General features: G+C 43.0%; 18 protein-coding genes. 14 read left to right on the forward strand and 4 right to left on the reverse strand.

Going from position 1 to position 22,396, the window contains the following annotated elements; all coding sequences use genetic code 11:
* Window positions 1-47: 47 nt before the first annotated feature.
* The 4 genes from modA to NI469_RS04505 all read left to right on the forward strand — a co-directional run bounded on the left by modA (window position 48) and on the right by NI469_RS04505 (window position 3,825).
* Window positions 48-812, forward strand: a complete 765-nt coding sequence (modA, locus tag NI469_RS04490) for a molybdate ABC transporter substrate-binding protein (RefSeq protein WP_253173399.1) — start codon at window positions 48-50, stop codon at window positions 810-812.
* 6 nt (window positions 813-818) lie between these two features.
* The gene (gene modB, locus NI469_RS04495; RefSeq protein WP_253174503.1) at window positions 819-1,502 is read left to right on the forward strand and encodes a molybdate ABC transporter permease subunit; all 684 of its coding nucleotides are present in this window, start codon (window positions 819-821) and stop codon (window positions 1,500-1,502) included.
* Window position 1,503: 1 nt separating this feature from the next.
* Entirely contained in the window at window positions 1,504-2,145 is a 642-nt protein-coding gene (locus tag NI469_RS04500; RefSeq protein ID WP_253173397.1) for an ATP-binding cassette domain-containing protein, read from the forward strand.
* 330 nt (window positions 2,146-2,475) lie between these two features.
* Window positions 2,476-3,825: an MFS transporter gene (locus NI469_RS04505; protein WP_253174504.1), complete on the forward strand. Its 1,350-nt coding sequence runs from the start codon at window positions 2,476-2,478 to the stop codon at window positions 3,823-3,825.
* A gap of 302 nt (window positions 3,826-4,127) precedes the next feature.
* Here NI469_RS04505 and cynS read toward each other — a convergent pair whose 3' ends face one another.
* Window positions 4,128-4,577: a cyanase gene (gene cynS, locus NI469_RS04510; RefSeq protein WP_253174505.1), complete on the reverse strand. Its 450-nt coding sequence runs from the start codon at window positions 4,575-4,577 to the stop codon at window positions 4,128-4,130.
* 286 nt (window positions 4,578-4,863) lie between these two features.
* Between cynS and NI469_RS04515 the strand changes: the two genes are divergently transcribed.
* The 3 genes from NI469_RS04515 (at window position 4,864) to NI469_RS04525 (ending at window position 7,922) form a co-directional block, all read left to right on the forward strand.
* Window positions 4,864-5,673 carry a formate/nitrite transporter family protein gene (locus NI469_RS04515; protein WP_253174506.1) on the forward strand — a complete coding sequence of 270 codons (810 nt, stop codon included), beginning with the start codon at window positions 4,864-4,866 and terminating at the stop codon, window positions 5,671-5,673.
* Between the two features lie 66 nt (window positions 5,674-5,739).
* On the forward strand, window positions 5,740-7,470 hold the full coding sequence (locus NI469_RS04520) for a bifunctional protein-serine/threonine kinase/phosphatase (RefSeq protein ID WP_253174507.1): 1,731 nt from the start codon (window positions 5,740-5,742) through the stop codon (window positions 7,468-7,470).
* A gap of 254 nt (window positions 7,471-7,724) precedes the next feature.
* Window positions 7,725-7,922 (forward strand): hypothetical protein, encoded by a 198-nt coding sequence (locus NI469_RS04525; RefSeq protein ID WP_004646985.1) that lies wholly within the window; start codon window positions 7,725-7,727, stop codon window positions 7,920-7,922.
* Between the two features lie 158 nt (window positions 7,923-8,080).
* Here NI469_RS04525 and NI469_RS04530 read toward each other — a convergent pair whose 3' ends face one another.
* Window positions 8,081-8,248: a hypothetical protein gene (locus NI469_RS04530; RefSeq protein ID WP_004280333.1), complete on the reverse strand. Its 168-nt coding sequence runs from the start codon at window positions 8,246-8,248 to the stop codon at window positions 8,081-8,083.
* 329 nt (window positions 8,249-8,577) lie between these two features.
* Between NI469_RS04530 and NI469_RS04535 the strand changes: the two genes are divergently transcribed.
* Complete coding sequence (locus tag NI469_RS04535) at window positions 8,578-9,495, forward strand: LysR family transcriptional regulator (RefSeq protein ID WP_253174508.1); 918 nt, start codon at window positions 8,578-8,580, stop codon at window positions 9,493-9,495.
* A 502-nt stretch (window positions 9,496-9,997) separates the two neighbouring features.
* Window positions 9,998-12,151 carry a TonB-dependent receptor family protein gene (locus NI469_RS04540; protein ID WP_253174509.1) on the forward strand — a complete coding sequence of 718 codons (2,154 nt, stop codon included), beginning with the start codon at window positions 9,998-10,000 and terminating at the stop codon, window positions 12,149-12,151.
* Between the two features lie 64 nt (window positions 12,152-12,215).
* Here the strand turns inward: NI469_RS04540 and NI469_RS04545 are convergent, their stop codons facing one another.
* Both NI469_RS04545 and NI469_RS04550 read right to left on the reverse strand, forming a co-directional pair.
* The gene (locus NI469_RS04545; protein ID WP_253174510.1) at window positions 12,216-12,824 is read right to left on the reverse strand and encodes a MarC family protein; all 609 of its coding nucleotides are present in this window, start codon (window positions 12,822-12,824) and stop codon (window positions 12,216-12,218) included.
* Between the two features lie 28 nt (window positions 12,825-12,852).
* A complete protein-coding gene (locus NI469_RS04550) occupies window positions 12,853-14,889 on the reverse strand; it encodes a choline transporter (RefSeq protein ID WP_253174511.1) in 2,037 nt (678 codons plus the stop codon).
* A 269-nt stretch (window positions 14,890-15,158) separates the two neighbouring features.
* Here NI469_RS04550 and betI point away from each other — a divergent pair, with 269 nt between their 5' ends.
* From betI to NI469_RS04575, 5 genes are all read left to right on the forward strand, one after another.
* Entirely contained in the window at window positions 15,159-15,737 is a 579-nt protein-coding gene (gene betI, locus NI469_RS04555; protein ID WP_004280326.1) for a transcriptional regulator BetI, read from the forward strand.
* Between the two features lie 21 nt (window positions 15,738-15,758).
* The gene (betB, locus tag NI469_RS04560) at window positions 15,759-17,234 is read left to right on the forward strand and encodes a betaine-aldehyde dehydrogenase (protein WP_253174512.1); all 1,476 of its coding nucleotides are present in this window, start codon (window positions 15,759-15,761) and stop codon (window positions 17,232-17,234) included.
* An 11-nt stretch (window positions 17,235-17,245) separates the two neighbouring features.
* The gene (gene betA, locus NI469_RS04565; protein ID WP_253174513.1) at window positions 17,246-18,901 is read left to right on the forward strand and encodes a choline dehydrogenase; all 1,656 of its coding nucleotides are present in this window, start codon (window positions 17,246-17,248) and stop codon (window positions 18,899-18,901) included.
* A gap of 127 nt (window positions 18,902-19,028) precedes the next feature.
* The gene (locus tag NI469_RS04570; RefSeq protein WP_114541253.1) at window positions 19,029-19,799 is read left to right on the forward strand and encodes a TorF family putative porin; all 771 of its coding nucleotides are present in this window, start codon (window positions 19,029-19,031) and stop codon (window positions 19,797-19,799) included.
* A gap of 341 nt (window positions 19,800-20,140) precedes the next feature.
* A complete protein-coding gene (locus NI469_RS04575; RefSeq protein WP_253174514.1) occupies window positions 20,141-22,348 on the forward strand; it encodes an OsmC domain/YcaO domain-containing protein in 2,208 nt (735 codons plus the stop codon).
* Window positions 22,349-22,396 lie beyond the last annotated feature (48 nt).

Genomic DNA, 22,396 nt, shown 5'->3' on the forward strand with positions numbered 1-22,396 from the left:
AATGCCTGTCACAATTCTCAATATTCAAGCCACGCAGAATGAGAAAGATGGATTTATTCAAAGTTCTACTCACTGGCGTGCTGTTGACTAGCCCCATGCTGTATGCCGAAACAGTTAAAATATATGCCGCAGCCAGCCTGACCAATGCGATTACTGATATTTCCAGACTATATGAGCAACGGCATCAGGACATCCAGATCGTTCCGGTTTTTGCTGCGTCTTCGGTATTGGCGAAACAAATTGCAGCGGGAGCTGAGAGTGATATCTTTTTTTCTGCAGATCTTGAATGGATGCATAATTTACTTAAAAAACAAAAAATTTCGATCGGTCAGATTCGACCTTTGCTCTTGAATGAACTTGTATTGATTAGTCCTATTCAGAAAAAAAATCATTTTAAAATGTCAGCCGACTTTAATTTTGCTAAAGCCTTTCAGGGTTATTTATGTACAGGACAAATGGAATCGGTGCCTGCCGGGAAATATGCCCAGCAAAGCTTAACCCGGTTGGGCTGGTTGAATCCGCTTCGGGGCAGAATTGTCGGTACAGATAGCGTCCGTTCAACTCTCGCATTTGTAGAACGTGGCGAATGTCAGGTCGGCATTGTGTATAGAACTGATGCCTTGATGAGTAAAAAAGTTAAAATTTCAGGAGTATTTCCAGCCAGTACACATCGTCCGATTGTGTATCCAATCGCTTTAACCCGGCAGGGCCAGAAAAATCAGGCAGCAGTCCAATTTTCTGAATTTATCCAGACGAGTCCAAGGGCCAGGCAGATTTTCCAGAAATATGGTTTTAAGCTTAAGGTAGGCTAACTGCTCATGCTTACACCAGAAGAACTGAGTGCCTTAGCGCTTTCAGCCAAAGTAGCGGGCTTTGCCACAGCGGTGTGTCTGCCATTTGCTATCGCCGTAGCATGGTTACTGGCGCGTTATGAATTCAGGGCCAAATTTCTCGTAGAGGCAATATTGCAGATGCCTATGGTGCTACCGCCGGTAGTACTGGGCTATCTTCTGCTCCTGCTATTTGGTCATCAGGGTATGCTGGGGCAATATCTACATAAATGGGGAATTCAGCTGATATTTAACTGGAAAGGTGCGGTACTGGCAGCAATGATTGTGGCATTTCCTTTAATGATTCAACCAATTCGCTTGTCTTTTCAAATGATCAACCGGCAGTTAGAACAGGTGGCAGGATCTTTGGGCGCCACACCATGGCGGGTATTCTGTAGCATTAGCCTGCCTCTGGCTTTGCCTGGAATTTTAATCGGCAGCATTTTATGTTTCAGCCGCAGTCTGGGAGAATTTGGTGCCACGATTACCTTTGTTGGCAATATTCCAGAAGAAACCCGTACCATTCCCATCGCCATTTATAGCCTGTTACAACAGCCTGATGGAGAAAGTATGGCTATGCGTTTGGTCATTTTATCTCTGATTCTGGCTTTTTCAGCCTTGATTGCAAATTACTGGATCATGCAGAAGTATCAACGTAAATTGGAGGCTTAAGATGCTGAAGTGTGATTTTCAGTTTAATTACGCAAATTTCCAGCTACAGGCCAGTCTGGATATGCAGACACAATTGATTGGTATTGTGGGAGCCTCAGGAAGTGGGAAAAGCACCTTTTTAAAAAATATTGTAGGGCTATTAAAACCATCACAAGGCTTTATTCATTTTCAGCAAAAAATATTATTTGATCATCAGCAGAAACTGAATATTCCTGTTCATCAAAGAAAAATTGCCCTGATTTTTCAGCAAGCCCTACTGTTTCCGCATCTGAATGTCATGCAGAATTTGAAATATGCAGAACAGCTAAATATAAAAAATAAAGGTCAGCAGAAATTTACGTTTGAAGACATTGTGGAGTTACTCGAATTAAAGCCACTACTTCGGCATCGGGCGCATCAGCTTTCTGGTGGACAGGCACAGCGCGTTTCTATCGGTCGTGCACTTTTATCTTCTCCCGACCTATTACTTTTGGATGAGCCTTTAAATGGACTGGATCAAAAGCTGAAAAACCAGATTTTACCTTTTCTGAAAATTGTGATTCATCAAACAGATTTACCCATGATTTATGTGACTCATCATGTAGATGAAGTGGCGTATTTACAGGCACAACTGCTGCATTTTGAAAAGGGAAAAATTATTTGATCCAGCCCTGCACCGATTTAAACCAGCAATGACTCCGGGCAGGTCATCCTATCGCTGTTTTGCTCATAATTTCTCAGAAGATATCTATTTTTCTCTCTATTTTTAAGAAAGAAAAGTCTAAATTTGAAAGTGAAATAAAAATTATTTTATATAAAAGAATAGTTTATTTTATGTTAAAAATAATCTGGCATGACCTATGCATATATCTAATTAAAGTCAAAGAAGACTCTACATTTGTATGACGGCCAATGACGTCCGTTCTGATCGTTACTGATATGCCTGGTGCATCACAGTGACTTAAATACGTTCAGTTCTGGTAAGGAAATGGCTATGTCTTCAAATACAAGTCTCAATAAAGCAACAAAAATAAGTCTATTTAACTTCAGTAGTTCAGCGATGCGGGCCTTCCATATGAGTTGGCTCGCTTTTTTTGTCTGTTTTTTTGCATGGTTTGCCTGTGCACCCTTAATGCCTGTGATTGCCGGTGAATTCAGCCTGACCAAAGAGCAGATCGCCAATATCAATATTGCCGCAGTCGCGATTACCATTCTGGTGCGTCTGATCGTGGGGCCATTGTGTGATAAATATGGTCCGCGTAAAACCTATACCGCTTTATTGATTATTGGCAGTATTCCGGTGTTTGGTGTGGCGTCGGCCAACAGTTATGAATCTTTCTTGTTTTTCCGTTTATTGATTGGCGCAATTGGTGCCAGTTTTGTCATCACCCAATATCATACCAGTATCATGTTTGCGCCGAATGTGGTGGGAACGGCAAATGCGACTACAGCAGGCTGGGGTAATGCCGGTGGCGGTGCGACTCAAGCCCTGATGCCTTTAATGCTGGCTGCTTTGGTGATGTTCGGTGTAGAACAGGCAATGGGATGGAGAATTGCGCTTCTGGTGCCGGGTATTCTGATGATCATTGTCGGTGTGCTGTACTGGAAATTCACCCAAGACTGTCCACAAGGTAATTTTAAAGAACTCCGTGCGCAAGGTATTTCTGTCGGTAGCGATAAAAAAGGTGGTCTTGCCATTCTGATGCATGCCGCACGTAACTACCGTGTGTGGATTTTGTTTGGAGCTTATGCAGCCTGTTTTGGTATTGAAATTTTCATCCATAACATTATTGCCTTGTACTTTGTCGACAACTTCCAGTTTGGCCTAAAAGAAGCAGGCATGGCTGCCGGGATTTTTGGTTTACTGGCATTGTTTGCCCGTGCCTTGGGTGGCATTGTTTCAGACAAAGTTGCGATTCAAAAAGGTCTGGATGGTCGAACCAAAGTCCTGTTTGCCTTGATCATGCTGGAAGGTCTGTTTCTTATTCTGTTTTCGCAAATGAACAGCGCGACCTTGGCTATTATGGCTATGACCATCTTTGCCTTGTTTACCCATATGGCATGTGGCGCTACCTATGCACTGGTGCCTTTTATCGACCGTGATGCCTTGGGCGGTGTGGCCGGTATTATTGGAGCAGGTGGCAATGTCGGCGCGGTGGCTGCGGGTTTCCTGTTAAAAGGCATGCTGGATATTCAAACCACTTTGATGGTACTGGGTGGCTTGGTGGTGATTGCTGCAAGTTGTGTGTTGATGATCCGTTTCTCTGTCGAGCATAAAGAAAAAGAACAGCGTTTATATGAACAGGCCGTGACTGAACGTCATCTGGCGGAAGTACAGCAATAACACAACACGCCCTGATATAAAATGAATTGACAAAAAGGATAGCAATATCCTTTTTGTTGTTTTTGCTAACGCAATAATAAAATGATGAGCTATATATTCAGGATAGGAAAATATTATTTAAAAAGTACAGAATGGTTGAATTTATCGAATAAAAGTAAAATCATTTATAGTTTATATGTTTAATTTGAGATGAAAAAATTATATATATTTTAATAATGATTTTTAAAAAAATAAATGAATTTAATAAGTGTAGATAAAATAAAAGCCATTTTAATAATGGCTTTTATGCTTATGGTGGAGGATTAATAAGTTTTATAAGGTAAAAACTTTCCGGATAATACGACGTTCACCCGATCTCCGTTTGGATTCTTCTCACGTTGAATATCCATATTGAAATCAATTGCACTCATAATTCCATCACCAAATTCTTCATGGATCAGTTCTTTAATAGTCATACCATAGACGCTGACAACCTCATACCAGCGATAAATCAGCGGATCTGTCGGCACGCTAGTTGGCAGAGAACCTTTATAGGGTACGATTTGCAGCCAGGCGATGGCTTCATCAGTCAATCCAAATATTTCACCAATTTTTTCCGCCTGTTCCTTATTAAAAGCCATCTGACCCAAACATGCGGCTGTCACCCATTCTTTAGAAAGGCCTATTGTTTCAGCGACATCTGCCCATTTGATAGACTTTAAAACTTTCGCTGAAATAATCATGTCTGTCACTTGTTGACGATGGCTAATCATAATTTTCTCCAATAGCTATATTTAAAAAATGACCGCTATAGATAATGCAGAGATTGTGCCAATATAATTATAAGGATGAAATTTTAAAATAATTTATAGGATTTTTATTAGCTATTTAAAATATATGGCATGCTATTTGCTTTAATCTATATTAAATATGGCAACGGCGCCATAACACAATTGATCTGTTTGAATAATGCAAGGCAAAGACGCCTAGGGTTGAAATAGACCTTAGGCGTTTTTTATTTGCAAACAGGCAAGTAATTTATATAAAGGGGATAAAAATATGGCTTATCTTGCTCCTGCAGAGTTTGCAAAAAAAGTGGTCGATGCCGGTGAGGCAAAACTTCATATGGCAACGCGTGATGTTTTAATTCGTGCGTTTATGGCAGGTGCAATTCTGGCACTGGCAGCAGTATTTGCCGTGACGATTGCGGTACAAACAGGGGTGCCACTGATCGGTGCGCTGCTATTTCCAGTCGGTTTCTGCATGTTATATCTATTAGGCTATGACCTGCTGACCGGGGTATTTGTATTGACTCCATTAGCCTGGTTAGACAAACGTCCTGGGGTGACGTGGGCACGTATTTTAAAAAACTGGGGACTGGTTTTTTTAGGTAACTTTGCCGGATGTTTAACCGTGGCAGTGTTGATGGCCGCAGTCTATACCATGGGTTTCGCAGCTGAACCGAATGTGGTCGGGGTGAAAATTGCCCATATTGGGGAAGACCGGACTTTGGGCTATGCCGAATATGGTTTTGCTGGCTGGATGACGATTTTTATCCGCGGCATGTTGTGTAACTGGATGGTGTCACTCGGGGTAATTGGCGCCATGATGTCAACCACGGTCAGCGGCAAATTCATCGCGATGTGGATGCCAATCATGCTGTTTTTCGCCATGGGCTTTGAACATTCAGTGGTAAATATGTTCCTGTTCCCATTTGCCATGATGATGGGCGGTGATTTCTCGATTACAGACTATTTCTTGTGGAATGAATTACCGGTGGCACTGGGGAATCTGGTGGGTGGTCTGGCACTGACAGGTTTGGCGCTCTATACCACGCATGTACGTACTGGCGATAAAAAAGAATTCTAATCTGAGCATGATGATTTATGTCTTGAGATTAAAGGGATCAATTCGATCCCTTTTTGAGTATTTAAAATGAATAAAAAATTAAAGATCAGTGTCGGGCAATATTCTTCCGCTGGAATCAAAGTACAGAATCAGGATTTCCATGGGGTCTATATTCCTGAAGGTCACGCGCTTAGCAGTAAGGGCATTGCCTGTGCAATAGCAGACGGGATCAGCAGCAGCAATGTCAGTCATATTGCAGCAGAAACTGCAGTCAGCAGTTTTTTATCGGATTATTACTCGACTTCGGAAGCATGGAGCACCCAAACTTCGGCAGCACGGGTCATTCGTGCGACCAATTCTTGGTTGTATGCACAAACCCAGCAAAGCCGCGGACGTTTTGATAAAGACCGGGGTTATATCTGCACCTTTAGTGCACTGATTTTGAAACAAAATAGGGCACATATCTTTCATGCAGGCGATAGCCGGATTTATCGCATTCAGACACAAGCCATTGAACAGTTGACGGCTGATCACCGCGTTTGCCTGTCATCAACAGAACATTATTTAAGTCGTGCACTGGGTGCCCACCATCGTATCGATGTCGATTATCAGCAGCTTGAATTATGTGAAGATGATTTCTTTATCTTGATGACGGATGGTGTCTATGAGTTTATTGATATGCAGCTCATATCGGAGATGCTGCAACAGCAACAACATCTGGATATCATTGCCAAGTCTATAGTCGAACTGGCCTTAAAGCGGGGTAGTGATGACAATCTCACCATTCAAATCATTAAAGTGGATCAACTACCAGAGGAAAAATACTTCCAGATTAAAAGTCATGTTTTATTTCCACAACAGCTAAGTCATGGTGATCTGTTTGAAGGTTATCGGATTGATAAAATCCTGCACCAAAATCATCGCAGCAGCCTCTATTTGGCGCATGATGAAGCGACACAAAATCAGTTGGTCATTAAAACCTTGTCTGTCGATGTGCAGGATGATCTCAAAGCCGTAGAACAATTTCAGTTAGAAGAATGGGTATCGAAACGCTTAAAACATGAAAATCTGCTGCAATGTTATCCGCATAAGGGCAGCAAAAAATTTTTATTTCAAAGTTATGAATACTTGCAAGGGGAAAGCTTAAGTCGCTGGCTGCATCGTCAAAAAACAGCTTTAACTTTACAGCAGTTGCTCCCGATCATTGAGCAGGTGGCCAAGGCACTGAATGCCATGCACCGTCTTGAAATGCTGCACCAGGATGTACGGCCAGAAAATGTCATGCTGCTTGAACCTGCTGATGCTTTAAAAGTGAAACTGATTGATTATGGATCGACAGCGGTCAGAGGTCTGGTTGAACTGAATCCCAAACATGCAGACGTTCCTTTGGGAACTCTGGCCTTTATGGCACCTGAGTATTTTATTGGACACTCGCCCTCAGTAAAATCAGATCAGTTCTCGCTGGCGGTGATGAGTTATTATTTATTAACCCGACAGTTGCCTTATGGGACGGACCTCGCGCGCTGCAAGACCAAAAAGGCCTTAAAGCAGGTTCGATATCATCCTCTCTATGAGTATCGACCGGATCTGCCACATGGCTTGGACGCAATCTTTAAAAAAGCGCTTTCCATTCGCCCGGAGCAGCGCTATGAAGCACTTTCAGCCTTTATATATGATCTGAAACACCCAGATATCAAATTTAAAAAATCAGTTTCACGCCCTATGCTTGAAAAGCATCCAGTCACTTTCTGGAAATCCTGCACAGCGATTCTTTTTTTGTTATTGCTCTGGGTGTTTGCACTATATTTTAGCCAATGAAAATAATCCAAATAAGCTGTTGAACGATTTTTTTTGACTGAAGTAAAAAATCAGATGTGATTTGAGCTGAGATGTAGTCAAAATATCTATTTATTCTTATTGCAGATTTTTCTATTTTTACGATGATTGACTCTGTGTTTTCGAAGATTATCCCTATAAAATAGAAAGTGCAGTTAAAATCTAAGTAAGCATAAAAACATTGGAATAATAATTGCTTATTTTTAATACCATTAGAATAAAAAGGCAGATGAGACATGAAAATTCAATTTTTTAAGCTGATTTTAATCTTGAGCAGCAGCATGGTGATGAGCCAAACCAGTCTCGCCGGAGATGGTGGCTTGCGTTTTGCTGAGAAAAATCAGGAAATAGCGGCACAAATTCAGGCCAAGAAAAAAACGGCAGAAATACAAGCGCAGTCCCTACAAGCAAAAGCCTCTACAGAAACGAAATAGTAAAATAGCACTCATCCAAGAAGGTGAGCTGTTCAGATTAGATCAGATGTATAAGATGTGGTGATGCGAAAAACTAGTCCCTAACTTTTTAATACTGAAAAAAAACTCCCCATCTATTTTAAGAATGGGGAGTTTTTTATTTTGCATCTCAGGGAAAATTACTGAATTTGTTCCTCATCCTGTCTTTCCTGACGCAGCTGATCACGTTGTCTCTGTGGATCATGAAGGCCTAATTGACCTCGCTGGATCTCACGATCCTGTTTTTCTTGAGGATCAAGTTGTTCTTCAGTGAGTTCTTCATCATTTCGATCGATTGGATTCGACATAGTCTTTCATCCTCTAAAATACTTTCTAATTTTTATTGTATGAGTGCAGCAAAATTATTCTGTGACTTTTATGCCTGAGTTAGTTTTCTATCTTGTTGCTGCTGTAAGTTTAATCAATATTTTATGGGTTATTTTAATGATGGTTAAGTTAACCAAGAAAATTAAATTAATGAAATTAAGGGAATAGTAATTTAAACCTATAAACCTAATAGTTGAATATATCTCATTATTCTGGTTTTGAAATGAGAAAAACTAAATAAAATAAGAAAAATGGGTTATGCTTAAGACAGATTAAGTGTCATCCGTCTTTTAAATTTCCGGTATTTTTCATGATAGAACTTCGCCATTTAAGAACTTTAACTGCTCTGCGGGAGCATGGTTCTCTGGTTGCAGCAGCAAGTGATTTATGTTTAACCCCATCAGCCTTGTCACATCAGCTACGTGAACTCGACCAATGGTTTGGCGTCGAAGTGGTCAATCGGCGTAGTCGCCCTGTGAGCTTTTCAAATGTTGGGGAGCGGTTGCTAAAACTGGCAGATGAAATATTACCGCAAGTTCAAATTGCACAGAGTGATATCAGCCGAATTGTGCATGGTCAGACCGGACGAATTGTTTTTTCCTCTGAATGTCATAGCTGTTTTGACTGGTTGATGCCGCTACTCAATCAATACCGGATGCAATATCCGGATGTAGACCTGGACTTTGCCTCAGGTTTTGAGTCGAATCCGCATGAATTATTGCAAACTGGAGAGTTTGATCTTTTAATTACGGCTGATCCGATTGCGCTTAAAGGCATTGAATATTTTCCGATATTTGAATACGAATCACGCTTGGTTTTATCCAATACCCATCCACTAGTACGTGCTAAAGAGATTACTGTTCAGGAACTTGCTGAAGAAACGCTAGTAACTTATCCGGTGGATAAACACCGTTTGGACATCATGTCGCGTTTGTTTATTCCAGCTAATATTCTACCAAAAGCCATTCGTACCACCGACTTGACCCAAATGCTGATTCAGCTGGTGGCAAGTGGTCGCGGGATTGGTGCATTACCCGATTGGGTGATAAATGAATATGAGCAGAAAGGCTGGGTGACATCACGCCGTTTAGACTGCGTGGCGCCTGAAGGCTTACGTCGAACTTTATACGCCGGCTATCGCACAGAAGAAAAACAGAAAGATTATTTTGAAGGCTTCTTGAAACAGCTGGATCGGTTTTCCAAAAAAAGACAGGTCTACTACAATTGATCAATGAATAGGTGAATATCTATAAGCCCGTGATTCTTAAAAATCCTGCATCGTCAGGATTTTTAAAAATTGATTGTTTTTCTCTCAAGGATTTCAATTTTTCTATAAGGTGATGAGGTTAATCTTGTCTACTTTAAATCAGAAAATATACAACTTCGGCCAACTTTCGAAATTAAAGAACTGGTTTGGTCGATTATAAATTTTTCCACTTATCACATTTTGCCAAGTGGAAATACATCTGTGCAGAATTAAATTACATATTATTAAATATCAGTTACTTAAAAATTAATTTCTTGGAACTTGTGAGGATGTGGTTTTGATCTTGCAAGTTGATTTTTAATAAAAAGATTAAATAAAATGAAAAAACATACGCTGATCAGTCAATTTTTTGGCAGAAAATAACTCCTGAAAATAACAATGTTGATCTATGCTACAGCATAATTTTTAAACTGATTTCCTCTCATAAAACGGAATCACTTATACAGGACTGTATAAAATCGCCATGCACATGACAAAAATTCCTCTCAAGAAAAGCCCGCTGAGCCTCATGATTCTGTCGATTGTCTCAGGTCATCTTTATGCTGAAACTGCCGTAGAACCGGACAATGTTCAACAGCTGAATACTATTGTGATCAGCGCTGAGCAAAATGCCAATCCGCAGCAGCAATATCAGAAAGAGCTGGCTCAGGTTTCAGGAGGAACGAATTTTATTGGCGAGCAGCAGTTAGAACAGCAGCGACTTGCCACCACGGCCGATGTGTTCCATTTACAACCCGGAATTTATGCCCAGTCTGCGGGGAATGAAGGTGCAAAAGTCTCAATCCGTGGCTCAGGCATCAACCGGACTTCGGGTGCACACGCATCCGGTACGCACGTCCTGATTGACGATATTCCATTTACCGGGCCGGGCGGTACAGCTTATGAACTGCTAGAACCCTGGTGGATTGATCATGTCGGGGTTTATCGCGGAGCCAATGGTTTTAAACAGGGTGGACTGGCCTTAGGTGGAACAATCAATTACAAATCCAAGACTGGCGTTGATCAGGATGGCTCTGAACTCAAATATGAAATGGGCAGCCATGGTTATCAAAAATATCAGTTTAGTACCGGCCGAAAGCTGGATCAGATGGATTATTATCTGGCGCTGACGGGTACCCAGTTTGACGGGATTCAGTATCATGCTGAAGGCGATGGTAAGGGTCTGGCTTTTAATTTGGGCTATCAAATTAGTCCGGATATTGAAACCCGTTTTTATGCCCGTTACCGTGAGAGCAAACATTTAACTCCAGGGCGGATTAAACAAAAAGATCTTAAAAATAACCCTGAAACGGCTGACAGTAATTTTGTAGCTATTGATGCCAAACGGATCCAGCCGGGCAGTACCTGGCTGGCCAATACCACGACATGGAATTTGCAGGATGATGCCAAACTGACCGGCAGTCTGGCTTATCATCATTATCCGCTGGATTTACGTGAAAGCAGTTATCGTACCAATGTTGATTATGAAGATATTACAGCGCGTTTCCAGTATGAAAAGCCTTACCAGTTTCTAGGTCTTGAGCATCAGGGGCGTATTGCCTTGCGCAGTACCACACACCGCCCGGACAGTGGGGTTACTGAAACTTTAAGATTTGACACTCCATCATATCCGGCAGATACAGTCACCCGCCGTTATAGCTATCGCGGTTCGGACAATGTCCTGCAATTTGATCAGGAAACCGCATTAAATGATCAGTTCAAATTAGATTTGGGACTGGCAGCGGTGTATACCCATCGGGAAAGTGAAGTGACTTATCCCGAGGCGAGCCCTGAAGTCAGTCGTTATGAATGGAATTTTGCACCGCGACTTGGGTTGACCTATCAGCCGAATGAGTTTGTGCAATGGTTTGCCAATTTAAGCCGCAGCATTGAACCGGCACATCCTTGGGCGATGGCATGGTCTTCACCGTATTATTTTGATAGTGGGGTCGCTTCTGGTCGGGTACGTGCGCCAATCTATTTGGACACGCAAACCGCCAATAGCTTTGAACTGGGTGGACGTGGACAATCAGGCTTTGGAGATTGGGCACTGAGCTACTATTATTCTAAAGTGAAAAATGAACTATTAACCTCGGAACTGATTAAAACCTATGAAGATGGATCAAATCGACCTTCAGAGCCAATTGCTGTTGAATCGAATGCGACGCCAACGATTCATCAAGGGATAGAGCTAAGTCTGGATACGCCATTGCATGAATCCCGATATGGCGAACTGCGTCTGCAACAGGCTTATACGCTTAGCGATTTCCAGTATAAAAATGATCCATTGTTTGACAAGAACCAGTTGCCGGGAATACCAAAACATCTTTATCAGGCTCAACTGAGTTATGCTTTGAATAATGGCCTCTATATTGGTCTGAATACTGAATATGCATCCAAAATGGCACACGATTATGCCAACAGCCGTTTTAGCGATGATTATCAGATCTGGGGCATTGACCTGGGCTATGCGCCAGCACATCAATCATGGAAAACCTGGATCAACTTCAAAAATATCACCGATGAGAAATATGCTGCGGTCGTGATTCCTGGTCTTAACGACGGTGGGGAAGATGAAGCTCGTTCTTCGCCAGGTGAAGGTTTCTCTACTTATGCCGGTGTGTCATTTAAATTTTAATTTTTTAAAATCAAAAAAAGAGCGGTAAAAACCGCTCTTTTTATTTATTGATAGAAAGGATTTATCAGGTTTCTAAAATTCCGGTAACGCCCGTCACAATCATATCGATGGCAATGGTACCGATTAAAAGCGCAGCAACACGACCTACAATATCGACATACAGGTCAATGTAGTTGGAATATTTATGTTGTAAATGATCATGCAGGTATTTCATCAGGATCAGCAGACTACAAGTCAGAAACAGGGTAAAGAAAATCACCAGAATGGTTTGCATTAAACTGAGCTGTATACCGGTGATCACAGATGCCGAAATGGTGCCCGGACCAATCATAAACGGCATGGCAATCGTGCCCGCCAGATGACTGGGCGCTCCACGCATCACGCCAATCGTATCAGCACCTTCAAAGACATAACGATAGCCAATCACCAAAAAGATAATACCGCCAAAAATCTGGAAGGACTCAAACCGTACATGCAAGAATTCATTAAAGAAGGCTTCACCGGTTTTTGCAAAAATCATGAACACAATAAAGCTGATCAGACTGCCCTGAATCAATGCCATGTTGAATATTTTTGCGTCGGAATTACGGATAATTCCGAGCATATAAATACTCATCAGAAAAGGATTGAGCAGGGAGAAAAACAGGGCAAATGCATTCAAACTTTCTGACATTATTGATTCCTTCCGTAGTTGAGAGATCCTAGATTTCACGATCCGGGAACAGCGGACGTTTACCTGGGCTAATACGGTTAATATGTAGATACATCATATGGCGTTCATATTTATCCAGGATGTCATTGATCACCTGTTCCTTACTATAACCGACCAGATCGTTGCCCTGAGAGCCTTCAAACAGATAACTTTCCAGACGATAGTAATAACGTTTGGTTCGTTTACCACGTGAACTGAAATTTGGCGTGTCATAGCGTACCGGCCATATTTCGTAGACAAAGTTTTCTTCTTCATCGAGCTGAATGGTCAGATCCAGATGATACAGTTCAGGTTCTTCCTCCAGCGATTTTTCCTGAATATTGACTTGAATACCTTTGTCAATTAACTCGGTTGCAACGGCCTCAATGGCTGGTTTGCAAACATTGTCCAGCATGGTCCGCGTCTGGGACAGGCTTGGATGCAGCATGACCCGGCTCAGACGCTTCTTCCAGTTCAAAATATCCACATTACCGACCACAGGTGCCGCATTCAGGCTGGTGCTTGCCTGACGAAAATCCTCCAGACGCAAGGACTTATAGAGTCCCGCCATCACAAAGAAAATGACGAAACTAAAAGGCAGACCCATAATAATTGTGGTGTTCTGTAATGCTGTCACGCCATTCGCCATGAGCATTGCCAAAGTCAGCAAACCGATGGCAATGGCCCAGAACACACTGAGCCAGCGCGGTGAATCATGCTCAATATTAGTGAATTTGGTCGTGAAATTTCCCAATACCAATGCCCCTGAATCCGCTGAGGTCACATAGAACAGCAAGCCGGTAATAGTGGCGACACCTGCAGTAAAGGTAAAGCCTGGATACTGCGCCAGCAGATCATAAAAACCATGTGCCGGATTTTCTAAAACTGTCGTAGCAAGTTGAGTATTACCATCAAAAATCACGCTGTATAAAGCACTGTTACCGAAAATAGACAACCAGGTCAGGGTAAATAACAGAGGAATAACCAAAGTCCCGGTGACAAATTCACGAATGGTACGACCACGGGAAATACGGGCCAGGAACAGACCGACAAAAGGTGACCAGGCGATCCACCATGCCCAGAAGAACAGGGTCCAGCTATTCATCCACTCTTTCGGTTGTTCAAAAGGAAAACTGGTTAAAGAAAGCTTCGGGAACTGGCTGATATAGTCACCAAAATTCTGAATCAAGGCGGCTAATAAAAACTCGGTATTGCCTACAAACAGAATGAATAGCAGCAGCCCAATTGACACATAGATATTAATCTCAGACAGGATCCGGATGCCTTTATTGACACCGGCAGTGACTGAAATAATAGTAATAATCACGGCAACGGCGATGAGTGCAGTTTGAATCCAGATATTTTCTGGTAAATCAAACAATACATGCAGGCCGTAATTTAATTGCACAACGCCAATCCCGCAGGTGGTGGCAATCCCGAAAATTGTGCCGAGTACTGCAGCCGTATCCACCGTATGGCCGATCGGGCCATTAATTCTTTTTCCAAAAATAGGATAAAGTGCTGATCGGATGGTGAGCGGTAAATTGTAGCGGTAACTGAAATAACCTAGGGCGACCCCAATCAGCGCGTACATACTCCAGCCGGTTAAACCGTAGTGAAACAGGGTCCATACCATGGACTGGCGCGCAGCTTCGAAGGTTTCACCTTCGCCTACAGGCGGATTCATATAATGGGAAAGCGGTTCCGCCACCGAGAAAAACATCAGGTCAATCCCGATTCCGGCAGAAAATAGCATCGCCGACCAACTCAGCAGGCTGAATTCAGGTTTAGAATGTTTCGGTCCAAGTTTGATTTCGCCATAACGTGAGCAGGCGATAAAGACGATAAAAACCAGATACAGCGTGGCCGCCAGCAGGTAATACCAGCTAAAGGTACGACTAACCCAGTTTAAGATATTGATAATGACTTGATTGGCTTGTTCATTAAATAAAATGGTGATGATAGAAAACAGCAGAATAAGTGTCGCCGAAAAATAAAAAACTACTTTATTCAGACCATCTCGCATCTCTTCATTTTTCTTTTGCATAAATCCATGACCATCGTTTTGTTGCCGGATGATCTACAGTGCAGTGTGATTTAAAAGCAAAAGCCTGCGGTAAAGCTTTCTTATTTTCGTGAATTACAAACTTTTGCAAATCCAAAACAAACTGCGCTGTACATCAAGGGTGAGCTGGCACTATAATTTTTATTAATTGAACGTTCAATTAAAAAAGCGTTTATGAATTGTTACCTCATTCTGCTAATTTTTTAGCAGAGTGGCTTTCTATTGTTATATCCGTTATTCAGGTTAGTCCTATGCCAAAAGTTGGTATGCAACCGATCCGTCGTCAGCAACTGATCGATGCCACCTTAGCTGCAGTGAATGAGCTAGGTTTTGCAGAAGCGTCAATTAGTCAGATTGCTCAGAGGGCAGGTGTTTCAACTGGTATCATAAGTCATTATTTTCAAGGTAAAAATGGGCTGATTGAAGCCACAATGCGTTACTTATTGCAGCAATTGGGTAAATCTGTTGCACAGATAAAGATACAGGTTGATGACTTACCGGAGCAGCGCCTGCTGGCGATCGTACGCGGTAATTTTGCTGCTCCACAAACGGACAAAGCAGCCATGAAAGTCTGGTTGGCGTTCTGGGCTAGCAGTTTGCACCAACCTGAATTACACCGTTTACAGCAAATCAATCATTACCGTTTACATTCCAATCTCAAATATGAATTCATGAAAAAGTTGAGTAAAGACCAGGCAGAGAAATCCGCTCAAGGTCTGGCAGCATTGATTGACGGATTCTGGCTAAGAGGTGCTTTGGTAAGTGGCGAAATTGATCCAGAACTGCCGATTGAACTGTGTAGTGAATATATCCGGCAACAACTCAAATAACCCATCTGCGAGGAAATTCCATTGACAACATTCAAACTGCAACGTCCTTATATCCATGGACAATATGTCGATGCAACATCCAATAGCACGTTTCAAACAATTAATCCTGCAACTGGCGAAATTCTGGCAGATGTGCAGGTATGTACACAAGATGATATCGATCGCGCTGTTGAATCGGCACAGCAAGGGCAAAAAGTCTGGGCAGAAATGACGGCGATTCAACGTTCCCGTATTTTGAACAAGGCTGTTGCTATTCTTCGCGAACGTAATGACGAGCTGGCTCGTTTAGAAAGTCTCGACAGTGGTAAAGCTTTCAGTGAAACATCCACCGTCGACATTGCGACAGGTGCAGATGTGCTCGAATACTATGCAGGTATTTTGCCAGCATTAGAAGGCCAGCAAATCCCGCTCAGAAGCAGTTCATTTGTCTATACTCGCCGTGAACCTTTGGGGGTGGTTGCCGGGATTGGTGCATGGAATTACCCGATTCAAATCGCCTTATGGAAATCAGCACCTGCACTGGCAGCAGGCAATGCCATGATCTTTAAAGCCAGTGAAGTGACGCCTTTAACTGCATTAAAACTGGCAGAAATTTATACTGAAGCAGGTGTGCCGCATGGTGTCTTTAATGTGGTTACCGGCAGTGGTGAAATTGGTGGTTATCTGACTTCGCATCCTGATATTGCCAAAGTGTCGTTTACCGGTGGCGTTTCTACCGGCAAAAAGGTCATGGCGCAAGCTGCAAATTCTAGCCTGAAAGAAGTCACGATGGAGCTGGGCGGTAAGTCTCCGCTGATTATCTGTGAAGATGCCGATCTAGATTTGGCGGCCGATATTGCCATGATGGCCAATTTCTATAGTTCCGGTCAGGTGTGTACCAACGGTACTCGCGTATTTGTGCCTTTGGCATTGAAAGCAGAATTTGAAGAAAAGATTTTGCAGCGTGTTGAACATATCCGTATGGGTGATCCACTTGATCCTGAGACCAATTTTGGTCCAGTGTCCAGCTTCTCTCATATGGAAAAAGTGCTGGGCTATATTGAACAGGGCAAGATCGAAGGTGCACGCTTATTGTGTGGTGGCGGCCGTGCTGAGGATGGACAGTTTGCCCAAGGGGCTTATGTCCTGCCAACCGTATTTACCGACTGCCGCGATGACATGACCATTGTACGTGAAGAAATCTTCGGTCCAGTCATGAGTATTCTGAGTTATGACACCGAGCAAGAAGCCATTCGTCGTGCCAATGATACCGAATATGGTTTGGCAGCTGGTGTCGTGACACCGAATCTGGCACGTGCGCATCGTATTATTCATCAAATCGAAGCCGGCATTTGCTGGATTAATACCTGGGGCGAATCACCGGCAGAAATGCCTGTCGGTGGCTATAAACATTCAGGTGTCGGTCGCGAAAACGGTATTGTCACGCTACAGCAATATACCCAGACCAAGTCGGTGCAAGTTGAACTTAGTCCTTTCCAGTCTGTATTTAGCGCATAAGGGAGGATTGGATGAATTACGACTATATTATTATCGGTGCAGGTTCGGCAGGGAATGTACTCGCAGCGCGTTTAACTGAAGATCCGGATGTGAAAGTCCTATTGCTGGAAGCAGGTGGGCCGGATTACCGTCTAGACTTCAGAACACAAATGCCTGCTGCATTGGCTTATCCATTACAGGGACGACGCTATAACTGGGCCTATCTGACCGATCCCGAACCTCATATGAATAATCGTCGTATGGAGTGCGGGCGCGGAAAAGGTCTGGGCGGTTCTTCATTAATTAACGGCATGTGTTACATTCGCGGTAATGCTATGGATCTTGAACAGTGGGCCAGCCTGAAGGGGCTAGAACACTGGAGCTATGCTGAATGTCTGCCGTATTATAAAAAAGCTGAAACGCGCGATATTGGCGGCAATGATTATCATGGTGATTCTGGACCGGTTTCGGTGGCAACACCTAAAAATGGCAATAATGAACTGTTCCATGCCATGGTCGAGGCAGGTGTACAGGCCGGTTATCCACGTACTGATGACCTGAATGGCTATCAGCAGGAAGGTTTTGGGCCGATGGACCGTACTGTAACGCCGCAAGGCCGTCGTTCCAGTACAGCACGTGGTTATCTCGATATAGCCAAAGGCCGGGATAATCTCACGATTATTACCCACGCCATGACCAACCGTATTCTGTTTAATCGTAATCAGGCGATTGGTGTGGAATATTTTGAAGGACAAAATACCTTACAGCCGATTCAGGTCTTTGCAGACCGTGAAGTATTGCTATGTGCAGGTGCAATTGCCTCGCCGCAAATCCTGCAACGCTCCGGTGTAGGTCCGGCCGAACTGTTAAAAAGTCTGGATATTCCTGTGGTTCAGGATTTGCCTGGTGTGGGTGAAAACCTGCAAGACCATCTGGAAATGTACCTGCAATATAAATGCAAAAAACCGGTGAGCTTATATCCGGCACTCAAGTGGTATAACCAGCCGATGATTGGCGCTGAATGGTTATTTTTAGGTAAAGGTATTGGAGCCAGCAACCAGTTTGAAGCCGGTGGTTTTATCCGCTCTTCAGATGAATTTGAATGGCCGAATATTCAGTATCACTTTTTACCGATTGCGATTAACTACAATGGCACCAATGCCATTCATGAGCATGGTTTTCAAGCTCATGTTGGTTCAATGCGTTCGCCGTCACGTGGCCGTGTTCGTCTGAAATCCAAAGACCCGTTTGAGCATCCAAGTATTCTGTTTAATTATATGAGTACCGAGCAGGACTGGCGTGAATTCCGTGATGCCATCCGCATTACCCGGGAAATTATGCATCAGCCGGCATTGGATCCCTATCGTGGTGAAGAAATCAGTCCGGGAAAACATCTACAAACAGATGCTGAAATTGATGAATTTGTTCGTAATCATGCAGAAACCGCGTATCATCCATCGTGTAGCTGTAAAATGGGTGAGGATGACATGGCGGTTGTCGATGGTTATGGACGCGTACATGAAATGCAGGGTCTGCGTGTGATTGATGCCTCGATAATGCCTTTGATCATTACCGGTAACCTCAATGCAACTACGATTATGATCGCTGAAAAACTGGCAGACCATATTCGTGGCAAACCTGCTCTTGCGCCTTCATCGGCACCTTTTTACAAGGCGCCTCGCGCTTAAATCATGGTTTTATTCCTGTCATCTGGCAAAGCAGGAGTAAAACGAATTTCAATTTTTTCCCAAAGCCGGAGATAAAACCTCGACTGCTGTCGTTTTATCTCCGCTTTACTTAATACATTTATATTTTATGAAAATATTCAATCAAACAGTGCTGTTTGGCTGTGCTGCTGTTTCAAGTTTTTACTGTTATGCCGATGATGCGGAAGTAAAACAAATAGAAGCAAGCGGAAACTTGAGTGTGGTCTCCAAATACGTCTCCCGCGGTTTGACCAATGCGCCTGAAAATGATGATGTTGCTGTACAGGCTGCATTGAATCTGGCTTATGGTAATTTTTATGTCGGATATTGGGGATCTACGCTTGGATACTCTTATGCAGAAGTGCAGGGGCGTCAGGGACATCGTTCAGACAAATTCGAGCATAACTTTCTGCTGGGTTATACCCATAGCAGCGAAAATTATGATTGGGATCTATGGAACGCAACCTATTATTATCCGGGCGGCAAGCATACTACCGGAAATGAGCTGGGTTTAAATATAAGTCGTGCATTGAATGATCAGACCAGTATTGGCGCCAGTGTATCGACCTATCTGTATGATGTGGCTTATGCCAATCAGGGCGATACTTTTTATACGCTTAACCTGAATCATCAGTTGAATGATCGCCTGAATGCCAGCGTTACGGCAGCGGGAAGCTATTTTAACGATGAAGGCAAATATGAGGGCGGTGAACTGGGCGATACCGAAAAGCAGTTTGCCTTTCGTTATGCTTCTGCCGGACTCAGTTATGCGCTTTTACCGCAGTTGAGTGTGTCAGGTGAATATATCTTTGGCGGTTATGACCGCTATGATGACAAGCAGCGTAATCTTGCAGTATTTGCACTGAGTTATGATTTTTAAAATTATGAAATCATTCAGACTAGGCGGGTGAAAATCTGCCTTATCTGCAACTTTGATTAATAGTATAAGCCATGACTTGAAGTTGATTCATGCTCCGGCAGCTCAGGAAAGACTGAGGATCTGGTTTAATCTGGCAGAATTTCAGACAAATATTATCAATTTCATAAAATAATTCTATAATAGCGCCCATTCTCGGCAGCGTTATCCAGACACTTCGTCAAATGGTATAACCTGACCATTTTCTATTTTTCATTCAAGTTCTCCTCCGTGAACCGGCTTGTATATTCAGATTCAGCATCTTATCTGTCCGTGACGGCACATAAGAATATTTAGGTATCCACATGGAAATTAAGGTCAATTATCTCGATAATCTTCGCCAGGAAGCCAAGTTCGATGACTTCACGGTGATTGCCGATCAGCCGATCCGCTATAAAGGTGATGGTTCGGCACCCGGCCCATTCGATTATTTTCTGGCGTCATCAGCACTTTGTGCGGCTTATTTTGTCAAAGTCTATTGCGCAGCACGTGACATTCCGACTGATAATATCCGCCTTTCGCAAAACAATATTGTTGATCCTGAAAATCGCTATAAACAGATTTTTAAAATTCAGGTGGAACTGCCGGCTGATATTTCTGAAAAAGACCGCCAAGGGATTTTACGTTCGATTGATCGTTGTACTGTCAAGAAAGTAATTCAAACCGGTCCTGAATTTGTCATTGAAGAAGTGGAAAGCATTGATGCGGATGCTCAAGCTTTATTGATGCCAAGTCTGGCTTCTGATCATACGACTTTCATTCCAGGTAAAGACCTGCCGCTGGAAGAAACCATTGCCAATATGTCTGCCATTCTGGCAGGCCTCGGCATGAAGATTGAAATTGCGTCTTGGCGTAATATCGTGCCGAATGTCTGGTCATTGCATATTCGTGATGCGCAGTCGCCAATGTGCTTTACCAACGGTAAAGGTTCGACCAAAGAAAGTGCGCTGGCATCTGCTTTGGGTGAATTTATTGAGCGTCTGAACTGTAACTTCTTCTATAACGACCAGTTCTGGGGTGAGGATATTGCCAATGCCGAATTTGTGCATTATCCAGATGAAAAATGGTTCCAGCCAGGTCCGAATGGCGAACTACCTGCAGAAGTTTTAGATGAACATACCCGTGAAATTTATGATCCTGAAGATGAATTATTGGGTATCCATCTTTATGATACCAACTCTGGTAATAAAGCACGTGGCATCTGCTCACTGCCATTTGTACGTCAATCTGATGGTGAAACCGTTTATTTCCCATCAAATCTAATCGAAAACCTTTACTTAAGTAACGGGATGAGTGCCGGCAATACCTTGGCTGAAGCGCAAGTACAATGTCTTTCTGAAATTTTCGAACGTGGGGTAAAACGCGAAATTCTGGAAGGTGAACTGGCACTACCGGATGTGCCTGAACATGTTCTGGCAAAATATCCAAAAATTGTTGAAGGCATTAAAGGCCTAGAAGAACAGGGCTTCCCGGTTCTGGTCAAAGATGCATCTTTAGGCGGTCAGTTCCCGGTCATGTGTGTCACCTTGATGAACCCACGTACCGGCGGTGTATTTGCCTCATTTGGTGCCCATCCAAACTTTGAAGTGGCTTTGGAACGCAGTCTGACTGAGTTATTGCAAGGCCGTAGTTTTGAAGGTCTGAATGATCTGCCAAAACCAACCTTTAGCAGTAATGCCGTGACTGAACCAAATAACTTCGTCGAGCATTTCATCGACTCGAGCGGTGTAGTGTCTTGGCGTTTCTTCAGCGCGAAATCAGATTATGATTTTGTCGAGTGGGATTTCACTAATAACGGTCAAAATTCGAATGCGGACGAAGCTCAGGAATTATTCACGATTCTGGAAGACATGGGCCATGAAGTTTATATGGCGGTGTATCAGCATCTAGGTGCAACAGCTTGCCGTATTCTGGTACCGGGCTATTCGGAAATTTATCTGGTAGAAGATCTGGTTTGGGACAATACCAACAAGGCTTTGTTATATCGTGAAGATATCCTGAATCTGCACCGTCTGGATGATGAACAATTGGAAGCATTGGTTGAGCGTCTGGAAGAAGCAGATGAGGATGACTATACCGAAATCAAAACCTTGATCGGTATCGAGTTCGATGAAAATACTGAATGGGGTCAACTGACGATTCTGGAACTGAAACTTCTAATTTATGTGGCTTTGCAGCAATTTGAAGAAGCCAAAGATCTGGTTGAGCAGTTCCTGCAGTTCAATACCAATACCGTTGAACGTAGCTTGTTCTACCAGTGCATGAATGTCGTTCTGGAAGTCATTCTGGATGATGAAATGGAACTGGAAGATTATGAACACAACTTCCGTCGTATGTTTGGTGATGCCCGTATGGATGCCGTTCTCGGTTCAATCGAAGGCACAGTTCGTTTCTATGGTTTGACCGAAACCAACATGCAGCTTGAAGGGCTGGACCGTCATCTACGTTTAATTGACAGCTATAAAAAACTGCATGCAGCACGCGCCAAGTTTGTAGCAAATCAAAAATCTTAATGAATGACTAAAATTTTTCGTCATTGGTTTTAAATTTTAAAGATGGCT

This window comes from Acinetobacter lwoffii (assembly GCF_024129735.1).
Lineage (GTDB): Bacteria > Pseudomonadota > Gammaproteobacteria > Pseudomonadales > Moraxellaceae > Acinetobacter > Acinetobacter lwoffii_H.